This window comes from Pseudomonas sp. S9, assembly GCF_000222125.1.
Classification (GTDB): domain Bacteria; phylum Pseudomonadota; class Gammaproteobacteria; order Pseudomonadales; family Pseudomonadaceae; genus Aquipseudomonas; species Aquipseudomonas segetis.
In genome coordinates this window covers 149,664-166,378 of sequence record NZ_AFFX01000008.1, presented here as the reverse complement: position 1 = coordinate 166,378, position 16,715 = coordinate 149,664, and the positions used below count along the sequence as shown (strand labels likewise).

General features: G+C 56.2%; 17 protein-coding genes and 1 pseudogene. 8 read left to right on the top strand and 10 right to left on the bottom strand.

The window, feature by feature from the left end:
* The first annotated feature begins 27 nt into the window (after window positions 1–27).
* The 4 genes from hisA (at window position 28) to PSES9_RS0116015 (ending at window position 3,364) form a co-directional block, all read left to right on the top strand.
* Entirely contained in the window at window positions 28–765 is a 738-nt protein-coding gene (gene hisA / locus PSES9_RS0116030; RefSeq protein ID WP_010488618.1) for a 1-(5-phosphoribosyl)-5-[(5-phosphoribosylamino)methylideneamino]imidazole-4-carboxamide isomerase, read from the top strand.
* 59 nt (window positions 766–824) lie between these two features.
* Window positions 825–1,595, top strand: coding sequence for an imidazole glycerol phosphate synthase subunit HisF (hisF, locus tag PSES9_RS0116025; protein WP_010488616.1), 771 nt, complete (start codon window positions 825–827; stop codon window positions 1,593–1,595).
* A gap of 138 nt (window positions 1,596–1,733) precedes the next feature.
* Complete coding sequence (locus PSES9_RS0116020) at window positions 1,734–2,486, top strand: substrate-binding periplasmic protein (protein ID WP_029529592.1); 753 nt, start codon at window positions 1,734–1,736, stop codon at window positions 2,484–2,486.
* A gap of 122 nt (window positions 2,487–2,608) precedes the next feature.
* A complete protein-coding gene (locus PSES9_RS0116015) occupies window positions 2,609–3,364 on the top strand; it encodes a substrate-binding periplasmic protein (RefSeq protein ID WP_010488612.1) in 756 nt (251 codons plus the stop codon).
* 110 nt (window positions 3,365–3,474) lie between these two features.
* Here the strand turns inward: PSES9_RS0116015 and PSES9_RS0116010 are convergent, their stop codons facing one another.
* From PSES9_RS0116010 to gpmI, 3 genes are all read right to left on the bottom strand, one after another.
* On the bottom strand, window positions 3,475–4,728 hold the full coding sequence (locus PSES9_RS0116010; RefSeq protein ID WP_425439598.1) for a S41 family peptidase: 1,254 nt from the start codon (window positions 4,726–4,728) through the stop codon (window positions 3,475–3,477).
* Window positions 4,729–4,823: 95 nt separating this feature from the next.
* Window positions 4,824–6,071, bottom strand: a complete 1,248-nt coding sequence (locus PSES9_RS0116005; protein WP_010488608.1) for a murein hydrolase activator EnvC family protein — start codon at window positions 6,069–6,071, stop codon at window positions 4,824–4,826.
* 112 nt (window positions 6,072–6,183) lie between these two features.
* Window positions 6,184–7,722 carry a 2,3-bisphosphoglycerate-independent phosphoglycerate mutase gene (gene gpmI / locus PSES9_RS0116000; protein ID WP_010488605.1) on the bottom strand — a complete coding sequence of 513 codons (1,539 nt, stop codon included), beginning with the start codon at window positions 7,720–7,722 and terminating at the stop codon, window positions 6,184–6,186.
* Between the two features lie 140 nt (window positions 7,723–7,862).
* On the opposite strand from gpmI, the gene PSES9_RS0115995 reads away from it, so the two are divergent.
* The 3 genes from PSES9_RS0115995 to secB all read left to right on the top strand — a co-directional run bounded on the left by PSES9_RS0115995 (window position 7,863) and on the right by secB (window position 9,129).
* Window positions 7,863–8,276 carry a rhodanese-like domain-containing protein gene (locus PSES9_RS0115995; protein ID WP_010488603.1) on the top strand — a complete coding sequence of 138 codons (414 nt, stop codon included), beginning with the start codon at window positions 7,863–7,865 and terminating at the stop codon, window positions 8,274–8,276.
* Window position 8,277: 1 nt separating this feature from the next.
* The gene (gene grxC / locus PSES9_RS0115990) at window positions 8,278–8,529 is read left to right on the top strand and encodes a glutaredoxin 3 (protein WP_010488602.1); all 252 of its coding nucleotides are present in this window, start codon (window positions 8,278–8,280) and stop codon (window positions 8,527–8,529) included.
* A gap of 111 nt (window positions 8,530–8,640) precedes the next feature.
* Window positions 8,641–9,129: a protein-export chaperone SecB gene (secB, locus tag PSES9_RS0115985; protein ID WP_010488600.1), complete on the top strand. Its 489-nt coding sequence runs from the start codon at window positions 8,641–8,643 to the stop codon at window positions 9,127–9,129.
* 81 nt (window positions 9,130–9,210) lie between these two features.
* Here secB and trmL read toward each other — a convergent pair whose 3' ends face one another.
* Complete coding sequence (gene trmL / locus PSES9_RS0115980) at window positions 9,211–9,684, bottom strand: tRNA (uridine(34)/cytosine(34)/5-carboxymethylaminomethyluridine(34)-2'-O)-methyltransferase TrmL (RefSeq protein WP_010488598.1); 474 nt, start codon at window positions 9,682–9,684, stop codon at window positions 9,211–9,213.
* On the opposite strand from trmL, the gene PSES9_RS23780 reads away from it, so the two are divergent.
* A complete protein-coding gene (locus PSES9_RS23780) occupies window positions 9,683–10,318 on the top strand; it encodes a hypothetical protein (RefSeq protein WP_010488596.1) in 636 nt (211 codons plus the stop codon). The two genes, trmL and PSES9_RS23780, sit on opposite strands and share 2 nt — an antisense overlap.
* An 87-nt stretch (window positions 10,319–10,405) precedes the next feature.
* Here the strand turns inward: PSES9_RS23780 and PSES9_RS0115970 are convergent, their stop codons facing one another.
* The 6 genes and pseudogenes from PSES9_RS0115970 to glnA form a co-directional block, all read right to left on the bottom strand.
* A complete protein-coding gene (locus tag PSES9_RS0115970; protein ID WP_010488594.1) occupies window positions 10,406–10,864 on the bottom strand; it encodes an SRPBCC family protein in 459 nt (152 codons plus the stop codon).
* Between the two features lie 138 nt (window positions 10,865–11,002).
* A complete protein-coding gene (gene ntrC, locus PSES9_RS0115965) occupies window positions 11,003–12,439 on the bottom strand; it encodes a nitrogen regulation protein NR(I) (RefSeq protein WP_010488592.1) in 1,437 nt (478 codons plus the stop codon).
* Window positions 12,436–13,521: pseudogene (gene glnL, locus PSES9_RS23775) on the bottom strand (nitrogen regulation protein NR(II)). Before glnL ends, ntrC begins: the two are co-directional and overlap by 4 nt.
* Before the next feature lie 186 nt (window positions 13,522–13,707).
* On the bottom strand, window positions 13,708–14,322 hold the full coding sequence (locus tag PSES9_RS0115955; protein WP_010488590.1) for a DUF4124 domain-containing protein: 615 nt from the start codon (window positions 14,320–14,322) through the stop codon (window positions 13,708–13,710).
* Complete coding sequence (locus tag PSES9_RS0115950; RefSeq protein WP_010488588.1) at window positions 14,322–14,894, bottom strand: DUF4124 domain-containing protein; 573 nt, start codon at window positions 14,892–14,894, stop codon at window positions 14,322–14,324. The genes PSES9_RS0115955 and PSES9_RS0115950 overlap by 1 nt, the downstream gene beginning before the upstream one ends.
* Window positions 14,895–15,059: 165 nt before the next feature.
* Complete coding sequence (glnA, locus tag PSES9_RS0115945; protein ID WP_010488586.1) at window positions 15,060–16,466, bottom strand: glutamate--ammonia ligase; 1,407 nt, start codon at window positions 16,464–16,466, stop codon at window positions 15,060–15,062.
* Window positions 16,467–16,715: the final 249 nt, after the last annotated feature.

Sequence of the window (16,715 nt, the reverse complement as noted above, 5' to 3'; positions counted from 1 at the left end):
ATGCTAAGACTTGAATAGGTTCAACCGATGCTGATTATCCCCGCAATCGACCTCAAAGACGGCGCCTGTGTGCGTCTGCGCCAGGGCCGCATGGAAGATTCCACGGTGTTCTCCGATGACCCGGTGAGCATGGCTGCCAAGTGGGTTGACGGTGGCTGCCGTCGTCTGCATCGGGTCGATCTAATTGGTGCATTGGAGGCCCAGCCAGTCAATGGCGAGGTGGTTACTGCAATCGCCAAGCGTTATCCAAATTTGCCGATCCAGATCGGTGGCGGTATTCGCTCGCTGGAAACCATCGAGCATTACGTCAAGGCAGGCGTAAGCTACGTGATTATCGGCACCAAGGCGGTCAAGCAGCCAGAGTTCGTGGCTGAGGCCTGCAAGGCTTTTCCGGGCAAGGTCATTGTCGGTCTGGATGCCAAGGACGGTTTCGTCGCCACCGACGGCTGGGCTGAAGTCAGCAGCGTGCAGGTTATCGACCTGGCCAAGCGCTTTGAAGCCGACGGCGTCTCGGCCATCGTTTATACCGACATCGCCAAAGACGGCATGATGCAAGGCTGCAATGTGCCGTTCACCGCCGCACTGGCCGCAGCGACTTCGATTCCGGTCATCGCCTCTGGCGGTATCCATAACCTGGGTGATATCAAAAGCCTGTTGGCCGCCAAGGCCCCGGGCATTATCGGTGCAATCACCGGCCGGGCGATTTACGAAGGCACCTTGGATGTTGCTGAAGCCCAGGCATTTTGCGACAGCTACACGGGTTGATCGACTTGCTTCAGTAGGTGGGCAATCCCTGGGTTGCCCGCCCCAAACAGGACTCCATCATGGCACTGGCTAAACGTATTATTCCCTGCCTCGACGTCGACAATGGCCGCGTGGTCAAGGGCGTCAAATTCGAGAACATCCGCGATGCCGGTGACCCGGTAGAAATTGCCCGTCGCTACGACGAGCAAGGTGCTGACGAGATTACCTTTCTCGATATCACTGCAAGCGTTGATGGCCGCGACACCACCTTGCATACCGTCGAGCGCGTGGCCAGCCAGGTGTTTATTCCGCTTACTGTTGGCGGCGGTGTACGCACGGTGATGGACATTCGCAACCTGCTCAATGCGGGGGCCGACAAAGTCTCGATCAATACCGCTGCGGTGTTCAACCCCGAGTTTGTCGGCGAGGCAGCGCAACGCTTCGGTTCGCAATGCATTGTCGTGGCGATCGATGCCAAGCGGGTTTCCGCGCCTGGCGAGACGCCGCGTTGGGAAATCTTCACCCATGGCGGGCGTAAGCCAACCGGCCTGGATGCGGTGTTGTGGGCGAAGAAGATGGAAGACCTGGGAGCAGGTGAAATTCTCCTGACCAGCATGGACCAAGACGGCATGAAGAGCGGCTTTGATCTTGGCGTTACCCGAGCGATCAGCGAAAGCGTGGGTATCCCGGTGATCGCATCCGGTGGCGTGGGCAATCTCGATCACTTGGCTGACGGCATTATCGAAGGCAAGGCGGCCGCGGTCCTGGCTGCCAGCATTTTTCACTTCGGTGAATACACGGTGCCCGAGGCCAAAGCCTACATGGCCAGTCGCGGCATTGTTGTGCGTTAGCATTGGTCAATGCTCCAACTCGGGTCATGGAGGGTGATCTGGGTCGCAGCTATGAATATCGGATTGTTGTCTGCACAAAAACAGGGCTAGTCTTGCCCGATTAAAAATATGCGTTCTGAACTAGGGTTGTGATTGATGTTGAAGCGTCTGTTGTTGGTAAGTGCTGGGGCACTGCTATTGATGTCTGGGGTGGCGCGAGCCGAAATCGACGAAAACTACCGTATGGTCTTGCTGACCGAAAACTTCCCGCCATACAACATGGCAATCAACGGCAAGAATTTTGCGCAGGAAGATAACCTCGACGGCATTGCCGTGGATATCGTGCGCGAAATGTTCAAGCGGGCGGGGATTCAGTACAACCTGACACTGCGCTTTCCGTGGGACCGCATCTATAAATTAGCCCTGGAGAAGCCGAACTATGGTGTCTTCGTGACCGCGCGCCTGCCTGAGCGTGAGGAACTGTTCAAGTGGGTAGGGCCAATAGGTCCGGACGACTGGGTTTTGTTAGGGCGCAGTGATAGCAACATCAGCCTGAACAAACTTGAAGACGCCAAGCAGTACAAGGTTGGCGCTTATAAGGGGGATGCGATTGCCGAGCATCTCCAGCAGCAGGGCCTGACGCCGATCACCGCATTGCGCGACCAGCTCAATGCCACTAAGTTGGTGTCTGGACAAATCGATCTCTGGGCAACCGGCGATCCAGCCGGGCGTTACCTGGCGAAACAAGAAGGCATTTCTGGTTTGAAGACAATCCTGCGTTTCGATACTGCCGAGCTTTATCTGGCGCTCAACAAGGAGGTGCCGGACGAGGTGGTACAGAAGCTGCAGGCTGAGTTGGACAAGATGCGCAAAGAGGGTTTTGTCGACGACACCCTCAACAGCTATCTGTGATACCAAACGGGCCTTTTCAGGCCCGTTTGTCTAACAGGAGTTTATGAAAGTGAGCCACAGGCCACGCGGATACGGACGTCGCTAACCAAATAATCACAATATATGCGGGCGGGGTAAGCAAGATGTTGAAGAAAGTAAAGAGTGGTCTGTTGCTGGGGTTGGCGCTGATGGCGAGCGTGGCGCATGCCGAGTTACCCGAAGACTACAAGGTAGTGTTACTGACTGAGAACTTTCCACCCTTTAACATGGCGGTGGACGACAAGAACTTCGCTCGCGATGACGGTATCGACGGTATCAGTGCCGACATCGTACGGGAGATGTTCAAGCGTGCTGGCATCAAGTACACCCTGACCCTGCGCTTCCCGTGGGATCGCCTGTATCGCCTGACCCTGGATAAGCCTAGCTACGCGCTATTCTCGACCACCTATACCGAAGAGCGTAAACCGCTGTTCAAGTGGGTCGGCCCACTGGCCAAGACCGGCTGGGTATTGCTGGCGGCGCCAGGTAGCGATATCAAGATTACCAATCTCAAGGACTCGGCGAAATACAACGTTGGTGCCTACAAGAATGACGCGGTCAGCCAGGCCCTGGAAAGTGAGGGCCTGAAACCAATCAACGCCTTGCGTGACCAGGAAAACGTCAAGAAGCTGACCTCCGGCAAGATTGATCTCTGGGCAACGACTGATCCGGTTGGGCGTTATATCGCCAAGCAGGAGGGCGTCAGTGGCCTTAATACAGTGCTGCGCTTCAAGGAAGCCGAGCTGTATTTGGCATTGAACAAAGATACCCCGGATGAAGTGGTGCAGCGTCTGCAAAAAGCGCTGGATGAACTGCGCGCAGAAGGCTTTATTGACGACATAACCAACAGTTACCTGTAATAGCGCAGCATAAAAAACCGGTCTGGCTTAGCACCAGACCGGTTTTTTTGTGGGCGCCGTTCAGGCCGGTGAGACAACGCCAAGCTTCAAACAGCAATGCGTTGATGTGTTCAGTTACGAGTGATATTCAGGCCTTTGAGCAGGTTCAGGGCCTGGCTCAGTTGGTAGTCATCATCCTGCGGGCGCGCCTGAGCGGCTTTGGCACTGCTGGTTGGCCTGTCGGCGCCGCCATTGCCATTGCCCAGGTGGCCTTGCAGGTCAGCTTCTTTATAGTTGAGGCTTGACGCGGGACCTTCGCGAGTGAGCTTGGCGCGCGTCACTTCAATGTCAGGGACAATGCCCTGCGCCTGGATCGAACGGCCATTGGGGGTGAAGTAAAGGGCTGTGGTCAGTTTCAACGCACGGTCGCTGCTCAGTGGCAGTACGGTTTGCACCGAGCCCTTGCCAAAGCTGTCAGTGCCCATCAACACGCCGCGCTTGTGGTCTTGCAGGGCGCCGGCAACAATTTCAGAGGCCGAAGCGCTGCCGCCGTTGATCAACACCACCAGCGGTACACCTTCGCTGGCGTCGGCCGGATCTGCCGAGAAGCGCAGCTCGGAGTTGGCGATTCGGCCCTTGGTGTAGACGATCAAGCCTTTCTTGAGGAAGTGATCGGTGACCTCAACTGCTGCCTGCAACACGCCGCCCGGATTGTTGCGCAGGTCGAGAACCAGGCCGCTGAGCTTCTTGCCGTTCTCTTTGCGCAGGGTGTTCAGGGCTTTTCCGACTTCCTCGCCGGTATTGACCTGGAACTGCGAGATGCGGATGTAGCCGTAGTTCGCTTCGAGCATCTGGCTTTTGACGCTCTTGACCTTGATCGCGGCGCGAGTCAGGTTGACTACAAAAGGCTTGCCGCCGTCGCGGACTATGGTCAACTTGATCTTGCTGCCAGCCTTGCCGCGCATCTTGTCGACGGCGTCGAGCATCGACATGCCTTTGGTTGGCTGGTCGTCAATCTTGATGATCAGGTCACCCGGTTGAATACCAGCCTTTGAAGCCGGGGTGTCATCAATCGGCGAGACGACTTTTACGAAGCCATCCTCCATGCCTACTTCAATGCCGAGGCCGCCGAACTCGCCGCTGGTGCTTTCTTGCAGGTCAGCGAAGTCCTCTGGCCCCAGGTAAGCAGAGTGGGGGTCAAGATTGCTGATCATGCCTTTAATGGCATTCTCCAACAGTTCCTTATCGGTAACCGGCTCGACGTACGAGCTCTTGATGCGATCCATCACCTCAACGAAGGTGCGTAGCTCATCAAGTGGCAATGGCGCCTTGTCACTGGCTGGAGCGGCTGCTGGTGCGATGATCTCTGCTGCATGGGACATCATTGACACGCCACTGAACAGGGCGATCGCTAAAGCCAGAGAGGTAAGGCGGGGCAAATGCGGCATGTCGAACAAACTCCTACGGAATAAATAAGCGCTTATCCTTGCGCGCGGCACCATTGTGCCGGATCGCTTGGGCGACCCTTTTGGCGGATTGCAAAATAAAATGCAGGCGTATTCTGCCCGCCGCTGGTGCCCACTGTTGCGATTGGATCCCCAGCTTTAACCACGTCGCCCGCGTCCTTGAGCAGGCTCTGGTTGTGCCCATACAGGCTCAAATAACCATTGCCATGATCGAGAATGACCAGAAGTCCGGCGCCGCGCAACCAGTCGGCAAAAACAACCCGGCCACCATGCACTGCGCGTACCTGGCTGCCGGCGGCTGCACTGATCAGTACGCCATCCCACTTGGTTCGAGCGTCTTCGCCGCGCGGGGTTCCATAACGTGCAGGCAGACGGCCATTAACTGGCCAAGGCAACTTGCCCCGTGCATTGGCGAATTGACCACCGTAGACCGCACCAGAGCTGACTATGGGCCCGCTGCTACTGGAGGGGGACGCAGCGTTCTGACGTTTGGCCTGGTTGGCCGCGGCGAGCGCCCGTTGACGTGCTGCGGCAGCTTCGCGGGCTTGCCTTGCAAGGGTTTCGTCGATGGTTTTAATGACTTTGGCCAGTTGCGCCTGATCGCGCTGGCGGGCTTTGAGCTTCTTGTCTCGTGCCGAATAGTCGCTGTTCAGCTTGGCCAGCGCAAGCTGGCGTTGCTTGCGCACTTGCGCCAGCTTTTCGGTCTGGGTGTCGAGGGTGCTTTTGCGTTCAAGCAGCTGGTGCTGCTGGGCGGTGATCTCGTTCTCGACGTTTGCCAGTTGACGCAGTGTTTCGTTGAAGGTGTTCAATTGCTCCATGCGCGCCTTACTTACATAGTCGTAATAGGTCATGGTGCGTGAGAATTTTTCGGGGTTCTGCTGATTGAGCAGCAGCTTGATGTACTCCTGGCGCCCGCTTTGGTAAGCAGCCCGGGCTTGAATGGCGATCAGGCGTTGCTGTTCAATTCGCGCGCTCTGGAGTTTTTTTTTCTCTGTTTCGAGGCGCTTGATCTCTTCTTCGCCGTCGTTGAGCTGCTCTTGTAGGTCCTTGACCTGCTTTTCCAGCTGGCCCATCTCGGTTTCGGTCTGCTTCAGCGATTTCTGTACGCCAGATTTTTCCTGCTGGATTTTCTGCAGCAGTTTTTTCAGCTCGACAACGTCAGACTGGGCGGCATTAAGCTGTTTTTGCGCGTCAGCTTTCTCATCTGCAAACGCAGGGGAGAGCAAGCACGTCATCAATATCAGAACTAGGGCGCGGAACATTGGGCGAAGGCATACCTGTGCATAAAGTGACCCTAGTATGCCCGTGGTCCGGAGCAAAAAAAATGCCCCAGACCAGCGGGCTGAGGCATTTATGCTTTTTATTAACCAATACTCACTTGTTGAAGGTGAGAATGCTGGTGCCGGTCATCTCTTCTGGCACAGGCAGGCCCAGCAGCGTGAGCATGGTTGGGGCAATATCTGCCAGTACAGCGCCATCACGGACCTGGGCGTCGCGCTTGCCAACGTAGATAAATGGCACTGGCTCGCAGGTGTGGGCAGTGTGTGCCTGCCCGGTGCATTCATCTTCCATTTGCTCAACGTTGCCGTGGTCGGCGGTAATCAGAGCCTCACCACCGACTTTGTCGAGCGCGCTGACAATACGGCCGACACAGCTGTCCAGGCATTCAACCGCAGCCACTGCGGCCTCGAAAACGCCGGTGTGGCCGACCATGTCGCCGTTGGCGTAGTTGACCACAATCACGTCGTAACGCTGGTTTTCGATGGCGTCGACTATCTTGTCGGTCACTTGCGGCGCGCTCATTTCTGGCTGCAAGTCATAGGTGGCGACGTTGGGCGATGGGATCAGGATGCGTTCCTCGCCTGTGAATGGTTCTTCGCGACCGCCGGAGAAGAAGAAGGTCACGTGGGCGTATTTTTCGGTTTCGGCAATGCGCAGTTGGGTCTTGCCGTTGTTGGCCAGGTACTCGCCAAGTACGTTGGTCAGTGGTGTTGGCTTGAATGCGCTTGGCGTATCAATGCTCGCGGCGTATTGGGTGAGCATGATGAAGCCAGCCAGTTGCGGTGAGCGCGTGCGCTCGAACTCATTGAAGTCCGGTTCGACGAAGCTGCGCGTCAGTTCGCGAGCCCGGTCGGCGCGGAAGTTCATGAAGATCACGGCGTCACCGTCTGCGACCGACACCGCGTCACCCAGGGTGGTGGCTTTCACGAATTCATCGCTTTCGCCCCGCGCATAGGCAGCTTCCAGGCCGGCGCTGGCGTTGGCTGCGTTGTATTGGCCCTGGCCATTGACGATCAGGTTGTAGGCCTGCTCGACACGGTCCCAGCGATTGTCACGGTCCATGGCGAAGTAGCGGCCAATCAGGCTGGCGATGCGGCCTTTGCCAAGTTTGGCGAAGGTATTGTCCAGCAGGTCGATCGACGATTGCGCGCTTTTTGGTGGCGTATCGCGACCATCCAGGAACGCATGCAGGTAAATTTTTTCAGCGCCACGCCTGGCTGCGAGTTCGACCATGGCGGCAATGTGATCCTGATGACTGTGCACGCCGCCGTCAGATAGCAGGCCGAGGATATGCACGGCTTTGGCGTTGCTCACGGCACTATCGACCGCCTGGGTGATGGCTGGGTTGTCGAAAAACTCGCCATCGCGAATGGCCTTGGTCACGCGGGTGAAGTCTTGGTACACCACACGACCCGCGCCCAGGTTCATATGGCCCACTTCCGAGTTGCCCATCTGGCCGTCTGGCAGGCCGACATCCATGCCACTACCCGAAATCAATCCATTGGGCTGCGTGGCGCGCAGGTGATCATAAACCGGCGTGTTGGCGGCAAAAATGGCGTTGTATTCGGGGCTTTCGCTGTGGCCGAAACCATCAAGAATGATCAGAACCAAAGGTTTTGGCGTGACGCTCATAAAGCTGGCTCGCTCTGCTGTAGGCATAAAGATTGACCATTTTAAGGCCTAGACGCTATCAAGTCACCGCCGGACGGGGTTTGGCCGACTTGTGGGGCTGTGTATACTGGCCGGCATTTTACCGTCCTGGAATATCCCTGATGCTTGCTCACGCGATTGAATTTGTTACTAACCACTATTTGCTAGCCGGTGCTTTCGTCATTCTGCTTGTGCTGCTGCTGGTCACTGAGTTGCAAAAAGGCGGTAAGAGCTTGAGCAGCCGTGAGCTGACAGCGCTGCTTAATAGCGAGCAGGGTGTAGCATTGGATGTGCGTTCGCAAAAAGATTTTTCTGCCGGCCACATTGTTGGCTCGCTGCATATCCCTTATGAAAAACTGGCGACCCGTATCGCAGAGCTGGATAAGCACAAGGCCAAGACCATTGTGGTGGTGGACGCCGCCGGCCAGCACGCTGGTACCGCTGCTCGTGAACTGCAAAAAGCAGGTTTCAGCGCTGCAAAGCTCTCAGGTGGGATGGCTACCTGGCGCGGTGATAACCTTCCGGTGGTGAAGTGATATGGAGGTCGTGATCTACTCAAGCGATTATTGCCCCTTCTGCATACGGGCAAAGCAGTTGCTCGCTCATAAAGGCGTCGCATTCACCGAAATGCGAGTCGATGGCAACGCTGCATTGCGTGCAGAGATGACCCGCAAGGCTGGAAGAACCTCGGTCCCACAGATTTGGATCGGCGAAGTCCATGTGGGTGGCTGCGACGAACTTTATGCCCTGGAGCGCGCCGGCAAGCTCGACGCATTGCTCAAGGCATAATCCTGATATCCGCGGGATCTCAGCAAGAACAGCGAGCGACAGGCGCACAAGGCTGCAAACCGCTGCTCTGGGGTCTCTTCAACTTGGTTTAACTAACAATAAGGCTTTGGTATGACTGAACAAGCAAACACTGGCGCTGGCGCAACTGAAGAGCAAACCCCGCAATTCTCGTTGCAGCGTATCTACGTACGTGACCTTTCTTTCGAAGCACCCAAGAGCCCAGAGATTTTCCGCAAGGAATGGACCCCAGCAGTCGAGATGGACCTCAACACCCGTCAGAAACCGCTGGATGGTGACTTCCACGAAATCGTGCTGACCTTGTCGGTGACGGTCAAGAACGGTGACGAAGTGGCCTTCATCGCTGAAGTTCAGCAGGCCGGTATCTTCTTGATCAAGGGGCTGGATGCGGCGTCGATGAGCCACACCCTTGGCGCTTTCTGCCCGAACATCCTGTTCCCCTATGCCCGTGAAACACTCGACAGCCTGGTGGTTCGTGGCTCGTTCCCAGCATTGATGCTCGCGCCGGTGAACTTCGACGCGCTCTATGCACAAGAGCTGCAACGTCTGCAGCAGGCTGCACCGGAAAACGCTACCCACTAAGCTCTTCCCGCCAGGGATGACTTGCAAAAAAACGCCTTCACTGGCGTTTTTTTGTGGCTGTAGATCAACGGCTGCCTGGTGTTAGCGATTAGCTGGCGGCATGGCAAAGTCCTGCTGTCGCCATGCTTCGTAAACGGCTATTGCAACGGTATTCGACAGGTTCAGGCTGCGGCAGCCTTCGCGCATCGGCAGGCGTACGCATTGCTCAACTGGCAGGGCATCACGCACCTCTTGTGGCAGTCCACGGCTCTCCGGGCCAAATAGAAAGGCGTCGCCGGGTTGGTAGCTCACCTCGTGAAAGCCTTGCGTACCCTTGGTAGTGAAGGCGAACACCCGAGGCTGGCCAATGCTGGCGAGGCAGCTCTGAAGGTCTGCATGACGCTGCAGTGTGGCGTATTCGTGGTAGTCCAGCCCTGCGCGACGCAAGCGTTTATCATCCAATTCAAAGCCAATTGGCTCGATCAAATGCAGGTTGCAACCGCTATTGGCACAGAGCCTGATAATGTTGCCGGTATTGGGTGGTATTTCTGGTTGAAAAAGGATGACGTGAAACATGCGCGGCTCCGAGCGTGAAGGCGGGCAATATTCTACTCCTGATATAGGCGATCGGCCTCGTCCTTGGTTGCGAGTGATTGGCTCTCTGGCCATTTTTGGCTTTTTGATCGGCTTGATGTTTGGTGATTTGTTTCGCCCGGATGCACTGCGCCTTGATCGAATCGAGGTGCGCGATGCTGGGCTGCAGCTGTGGTTCAACGAGCAACCAACCCCGCAAAGCGGTGAATACAACGGCGCTTATGTGCTGCGTTTGCGAACGCTGGGGCGTGAGCAGCAAGGCCAGTTGCAGCTCAATGGACGAGCGGTTAACTGGCGGCTGCAAAGAGATGAACGGGATATGCTGTTGACCGTTATTGCGGCCCGTCCCCTGCGCGGCGAATGGCGCGCTGATCAGGTAGACGGGCAATGGCGGCTGGATGTCAGCCTAGCGGAACAAAAAAAGAGGGGAATCCCCGGCCTGCCTGTACCAAGGCCCCCGAAACTGGAGTTACTTAGGTATATGCAGGCAGTGTGCCAACTTTTGCATTGTCGCTTGATGTCAGTAAAAACAGGCTGTTTTCGCCATTCAACGCCTATTGATCCGCGCTTTTGGTCACTGAAAGTGTCTCTGATGAGTGCATGCGCACTGTTTTGAGCGCTGTTATTGGGCATCGCTTAGTCGGCCGCGTAATGGATGGCGGCTGGTTTATTGCCAATGCTGCTGAGCCATGGCCCGTTGTTGTCAGTCATGCTCGGCAATATTCGCTTCCACAAGCCGTGCCAGTTGGCTCAGGGACTCTTGCCAGCCCAAATAGCACATTTCCTCTGGGATGGCAGAGGGAATGCCTGTTTGAACAATATGAACATCGGTTCCGCAGCTAACGGCTTTCAGGTCGATCGATACCAGCATTTCACCGGGTAGGTGCTCGCTGTCGAAGCGGTCTCTATGCTGGATCCGCTCGTGGGGTACAAGCTCGGTATATTCAGCACTAAAAGAATGGCTGCTTGCGCTGGCAAAGTGGGTGAAAGACATTCGATAGCCTCCACCCACACGGACATCCATTTCATGGACAGTCCCGATAAAACCATAGGGAGGCAGCCAGCGTTCCAGGGCGCCCTTATCGGTAAAGGCCTTGTAGATGGATTCAGGCGGTGCACGAAGCACGCGGTGTAAGCGGACTGTACCGGTCTTGTCAGGCATGAGGTTCTCCTGCGATTGGATCGCCGTCAAAGGCAGCACCCATCAGCCTAGTCCAAATCCAATGTATCGAATTGATCCCTGTGCATAAAAAAACGGGCCAAGGCCCGTTTTTGTGCTGCTTAAATGTTGATGACTGGTTTAGTTCTCATCGCTGTCGTCGTCATCGCCACCGTCGATGTTCATGCCCAGTTCTTTGATCTTGCGGGTCAGAGTATTTCGGCCCCAGCCCAGCAGGATAGAGGCGTCGCGGCGTCGGCCTGCGGTGTGCTTGAGGGCCGTTTCAATCATGATCCGCTCAAATGCCGGTACGGCTGTATCGAGCAGGTTTGACTGACCGCGTGCCAGCGACTGGTCGGCCCACTGGCGCAGCGCCTGCTCCCAATTACTGACCGGGGCACTGTCTTGCGGCTGCGACAGCAGTTCGGGCGGCAGGTCGTCGATGTGCACCTCGCGGCCAGAAGCCATGACGGTGATCCAGCGACAGGTGTTCTCCAGCTGGCGCACATTGCCCGGCCATGACAGCTGTTGAAGATAATCTTCGGTTTCGTTTTTCAGCAGCTTTGGCTCGACCGACAGCTCAAGCGCCGCGCGGCTGAGGAAATGGCGGGCCAGTGTTGGAATGTCTTCGCGGCGGTCTGACAAGCGCGGAATATGAATACGAATAACGTTGAGGCGATGGAACAAGTCTTCACGGAATTTACCGGCATGCACCAGCCCCTCAAGGTTTTGGTGAGTGGCGGCAATGATCCGCACATCAACCTTGACCGGTGTATGACCGCCCACGCGGTAGAATTCGCCATCAGCCAGTACCCGCAGCAGGCGAGTCTGGGTGTCGGCCGGCATGTCGCCGATTTCATCGAGAAACAGGGTGCCGCCATCGGCTTGCTCGAAGCGCCCGCGGCGCTGGTTGGCTGCACCGGTAAAGGCGCCTTTTTCATGGCCAAAGAGCTCGGATTCCATCAAGTCCTTTGGAATTGCCGCCATGTTCAAGGCAATAAAGGGCGAGGCCGCGCGCGGGCTGTGGCGATGCAGGGCGTGGGCGACCAGTTCCTTGCCCGTGCCCGATTCACCATTGATCAAAACCGTGATGTTGGAATGTGACAAGCGGCCGATGGCGCGAAACACTTCCTGCATTGCTGGTGCTTCACCGATGATTTCCGGTGTTTGCGCTTCAGCAACGGGCACGCTGAGGTTTTGCTGTTCCTGGGCGTGCTGGTTGGCACGCTTGACCAGTGACACGGCTTCATCAACGTCAAACGGCTTGGGCAAATACTCGAATGCCCCTCCCTGATAAGAGGCAACAGCGCTGTCGAGGTCCGAATGTGCGGTCATGATGATGACGGGCAGGCGCGGGTGCAGCTCTTGGATACGCGCCAGCAAGTCAAGCCCACTGACGCCAGGCATGCGGATGTCGGAAATAATCACATCGGGCTGTTGCCGGGCCAGGCGGTTAAGCAGGCCGTCGGCATTGTCGAAGGTTTGCGTGGCCATGCCTTCTTGCTGCAAGGCTTTTTCCAGTACCCAGCGGATAGAACGGTCGTCGTCGACAATCCAGACGGTTTCACTACGGCTCATGGCTGAGTTGCTCCTTGTTCCAGCGGCAGGAAGATCGTAAATACGGTATGGCCCGGATGGCTTTCGCATTCGATCAGCCCTTGGTGCTGACTAATAATGTTCTGGGTGATTGCAAGGCCAAGGCCGGTGCCGTCGGCGCGGCCACTGACCATGGGGAAGAAAATGGTTTCTTGCAGGTCCGGAGGAATGCCTGGGCCGTTATCGATGATTTCAATTTTGGTCACCAGGCGATGACGGACATGGCCAATGGTGAATTGGCGCAGCGCCCGTGTGCGCAGGGTGATGCGGCCCAGGCGCATATCACTGAGCGGGGAAAGCGCCTGCATGGCGTTGCGCACTATATTCAGCACGGCCTGGATCATTTGTTCGCGGTCGATCAACACGTCCGGGATGCTTGGGTCGTAGTCGCGCACCAAAGTAATGCAACCTTGGCTTTCGGCTTCAACCAGGCTGCTGACGCGTTCGAGCACTTCATGTACGTTGGTCATCGATAGCAGTGGCAGCTTGTTTTAACCAAGCATGCGATCAACCAGATTACGCAAGCGATCAGCCTCTTCAATGATTACGTTGGTGTAGTCCTTGAGGTTTTCCTCGGGGAGTTCACGGGCCAGCAACTGAGCGGCGCCACGGATGCCGCCCAAAGGGTTCTTGATTTCGTGAGCCAGGCCGCGCACCAGGAGTTTGGTGGTCTCTTGCTTGGACAGCTGGGCCTCTTCCTTGGTGATGCGCAACATGCGGTCACGTGGGAACACTTCGAGAAGCAACAGCGTCGCGCCGCGGCTGATTACTGGAGTGACGGCGTAGTCTACGGTCAGGTTTTGCCCGGTTATGGAGGTCAATACCGCTTCGCGCTTATTGAACGGATGGGCTTCTTCAACGGCTTGGCGCAAAGAACTCACGGCTTCAGCGGATTCAGTAAAGAGCTCGCTGATGAACTGCCCATGGCTGCGTTGGCCGCTAATGGCCAAAAGCATTTCGGCGGCTGGGTTCATGTACTCAAGGCGCAGTTCCGCATCGAGCAATAATGTGGCGGTTGTCAGGTTGTCGAGTAGCAGGCGGTGCAGTGCGTCGTTAATGATCATAGGCATCGGCTTCCGGCAGTGGTTATAAAAATGCAAGAAGCAAACCAAAGCCCTGAAAAGTAGCGTTTTCCCTGTGTAAATAGCGACAACGCCCACAAATAGATGTAGGCCGCCACGTGCAGGGCGACCCAAAACAGGGAGAGTATAGAAGTGACTGCCTTTATGTGCTCCTAAATGGTGCGTTTGCTACATAAAGGGAACGAAGGGGATGTCTCTTTCTTCTTCAGGCTTGTCTTTGAGTGGGCATTCAGGGCGCACGCCGTAGTCTTTCCGCTTGCAGGGATTGACCTGGCGTTTTTGCGCAAGCGAGGTGCGCAGCAGGTGAAATGGCTGGCTGGGTGTTCGTTCAATGATGCGCTCATGCTCATCGATGATCTCAACCGCCAACTGGTGCGTTCCCCTGTCGATATTTTCCAGCGGGAAAACCGGGCTGCGACCGGCCTCGCCAATGGCATTACCGTCGAGAATCAGGCGAAAGCGATGCCCGGGCAGCAGCTCGGGTTCGCTGGTGGCGCTGACAATCAGGTTACCGGCGTTATCGCGGATTGTTGCATCAGGTTGCGGCACCAGGATGCGTAGCATCTGGTAGGACAGCACCAGGGGTTGCTCGTCTACGACTTCTGGCTTGAGCTTGATGGTCGGAGTGATGCGATTGGTAGGTGCTATCTGCACCGGCTTGGCATTACCCCCCCGGGGTTGGTCGGTAAATACCCGGTTTCCTTCTGCATCTATATAGGTGTAGACCTGTGCCGACGCGGACAGGCTGCTCAGTAGCAATAAACAGGTTAAAAGTGCGCGCATCAAGGGGCTGGCTTAGGTCTTGGGGTGGGTTTGGGTTTAGGGGTGAATGCGGGACTGTTATTGGTGTTGACCCTTTGTACGGTGAATGTGCTGGTCTCGCTTTGCTGCACCGTGCCGCTGGTGCTGATTACCTGCACCGCGAGCGAGTGTTCGCCACGATCAACATTATTGAGCTGGAGTCGCGGCACGTTGCTGGGTTCGCCATAAGGTTGGCCGTCGAGCAGCAGCTGCAAGCGGTGCGCCGGTGACAGGCGTGGCTGAATGTTAACCCCGACGCTGAAGGTGCCGTTGTTGGCGCGCAGCGCGGCTTCATCTGGCAGGCCGGTCAGCTCCAGTACTTGATAGGAGGCCTGGACTTGCGTGGGAGCATTATCGCTTGCTTCACTTGTCGGTTGTTTCGGGGTTTTCATCTCCACCGTATTGGTTTTAGGCAGCTCGATGGTTTCGGTGTCTACGCCCTGTGGCGGTTCGTTAGTGAAAACGGTATTGCCGTTGGCGTCGGTGTATTTATAGATTTGCGCGCTGGCCGGCAGGGCGGCGGCGAGTATAAGGCAGGCAACTAGTGTGCGCATGAGCGATCCCTCAACGTGGCTTGTTGATTAAGATTGCACTGCGCGGCGTTACTGGCAAGTGTCGGCATGTTGCAGTGTGTGCGGGCGCATAAAACAATGGGCTGAGCGGTGCATTGGCAAAAACAAAAGGCCACCCGAAGGTGGCCTTTTTTCATACCGGCTGGATTAGACGCTGTAGTACAGGTCGTATTCCAGTGGGTGTACGAAGGTGCGAACTTTGATTTCTTCTTCGTGCTTGAGCTCAAGGTAAGCATCGATGAAGTCGTCGCTGAACACGCCGCCCTTGGTCAGGAACGCACGACCTTTGTCGAGCTCTTCCAGGGCTTCTTTCAGGCTGCCGCAAACCTGTGGGATCAACTTGCCTTCTTCTGGTGGCAGGTCATACAGGTTCTTGTCAGCTGCATCGCCAGGGTGGATCTTGTTCTGGATACCGTCGATACCGGCCATCAGCAATGCTGCGAAAGCCAGGTATGGGTTGGCTGCTGGATCCGGGAAGCGTGCTTCGATACGACGAGCTTTAGGGCTGGCAACGTAAGGAATACGGATCGAGGCAGAACGGTTGCGAGCCGAGTAGGCCAGCATTACTGGAGCTTCGAAGCCAGGGACCAGACGCTTGTAGGAGTTGGTCGATGGGTTGGTGAAGCCGTTCAGTGCCTTACCGTGCTTGATGATACCGCCGATGAAGTACAGGGCGATGTCAGACAGGCCGGCATAGCCTTCGCCGGAGAAGGTGTTCTTGCCGTCTTTGGAGATCGACATGTGAACGTGCTTGCCCGAGCCGTTGTCGCCGTACAGTGGCTTAGGCATGAAGGTAGCGGTTTTACCGTAGGCATCGGCTACGTTGTGTACGCAGTACTTCAGGGTCTGAACTTCGTCAGCCTTGTTTACCAGGGTGTTGAACTTGACGCCGATTTCGTTCTGGCCAGCAGTCGCCACTTCGTGGTGGTGAACTTCGATGACCAGGCCCATATCTTCCATGGCATTACACATGGCAGTACGGATTTCGTGGTCGTGGTCGCACGGCGGAACTGGGAAGTAACCACCTTTGACGGCTGGACGGTGGCCCTTGTTGCCGCCTTCGATGTCGCCGTCAGTGTTCCAGGAGCCTTGCTCGGAGTAGATCTTGAACATCGAGCCGGAGATGTCCGACTTGAACTTCACTTCGTCGAAGATGAAGAATTCTGGCTCCGGGCCAACAAATACAGTGTCACCAATGCCGGTCGACTTGAGGAACTCTTCAGCGCGCTTGGCGATGGAGCGTGGGTCGCGGTCGTAGCCTTGCATGGTGCTTGGCTCAACGATGTCGCAAACCAGAATCAGGGTTGGCTCTTCGGTGAATGGATCCAGCACGGCGGTTTCGTCAACCGGCATCAGGATCATGTCGGAAGCTTCGATGCCTTTCCAGCCATGAATGGAGGAGCCGTCGAACATCTTGCCGTGCTCGAAGAAGTCTTCGTCCAGCGCGTCGCGGGCTGGCATGGTTACGTGGTGCTGCTTACCCTTGGTATCAGTGAAGCGCAGGTCAACCCACTTCACGTCGTGTTCTTTAATAAGTTGAATCGACTTCGACATGCTGTCCTCCAGGCGGATAAGGCTCAATCTGTTGAGCCCACAAAATTCGGAAAAGCTCGGCGGATACTCCGCCAGTACTACCTGCCTCACAAGGGAGCAATTTGCATGCCAGTGCACTGTGATGGACTAAAGCCCGCAAACGCAGGCGCACCGGGGGATTATTCCCAGTTGTGCTGATATTGCTGCACCAAGCCGGTGCCAAATAAAACGACAAGGCACCATTATGGTGCGACGAAATGTTTAACTAAG

Coding starts and splice junctions, on each gene's coding strand:
- PSES9_RS0116015 (WP_010488612.1), top strand. CDS start 2,609: ATGTTGAAGAAAGTAAAGAGTGGTCTGTTGCTGGGGTTGGCGCTGATG.
- grxC (WP_010488602.1), top strand. CDS start 8,278: ATGGAGGTCGTGATCTACTCAAGCGATTATTGCCCCTTCTGCATACGG.
- PSES9_RS0115995 (WP_010488603.1), top strand. CDS start 7,863: ATGCTTGCTCACGCGATTGAATTTGTTACTAACCACTATTTGCTAGCC.
- ntrC (WP_010488592.1), bottom strand. CDS start 12,439: ATGAGCCGTAGTGAAACCGTCTGGATTGTCGACGACGACCGTTCTATC.
- PSES9_RS0115955 (WP_010488590.1), bottom strand. CDS start 14,322: ATGCGCGCACTTTTAACCTGTTTATTGCTACTGAGCAGCCTGTCCGCG.
- PSES9_RS0116005 (WP_010488608.1), bottom strand. CDS start 6,071: ATGTTCCGCGCCCTAGTTCTGATATTGATGACGTGCTTGCTCTCCCCT.
- PSES9_RS0116010 (WP_425439598.1), bottom strand. CDS start 4,728: ATGATGTCCCATGCAGCAGAGATCATCGCACCAGCAGCCGCTCCAGCC.
- gpmI (WP_010488605.1), bottom strand. CDS start 7,722: ATGAGCGTCACGCCAAAACCTTTGGTTCTGATCATTCTTGATGGTTTC.
- hisA (WP_010488618.1), top strand. CDS start 28: ATGCTGATTATCCCCGCAATCGACCTCAAAGACGGCGCCTGTGTGCGT.
- PSES9_RS23780 (WP_010488596.1), top strand. CDS start 9,683: ATGCGCGGCTCCGAGCGTGAAGGCGGGCAATATTCTACTCCTGATATA.
- PSES9_RS0115950 (WP_010488588.1), bottom strand. CDS start 14,894: ATGCGCACACTAGTTGCCTGCCTTATACTCGCCGCCGCCCTGCCGGCC.
- hisF (WP_010488616.1), top strand. CDS start 825: ATGGCACTGGCTAAACGTATTATTCCCTGCCTCGACGTCGACAATGGC.
- PSES9_RS0115970 (WP_010488594.1), bottom strand. CDS start 10,864: ATGCCTGACAAGACCGGTACAGTCCGCTTACACCGCGTGCTTCGTGCA.
- trmL (WP_010488598.1), bottom strand. CDS start 9,684: ATGTTTCACGTCATCCTTTTTCAACCAGAAATACCACCCAATACCGGC.
- secB (WP_010488600.1), top strand. CDS start 8,641: ATGACTGAACAAGCAAACACTGGCGCTGGCGCAACTGAAGAGCAAACC.
- glnA (WP_010488586.1), bottom strand. CDS start 16,466: ATGTCGAAGTCGATTCAACTTATTAAAGAACACGACGTGAAGTGGGTT.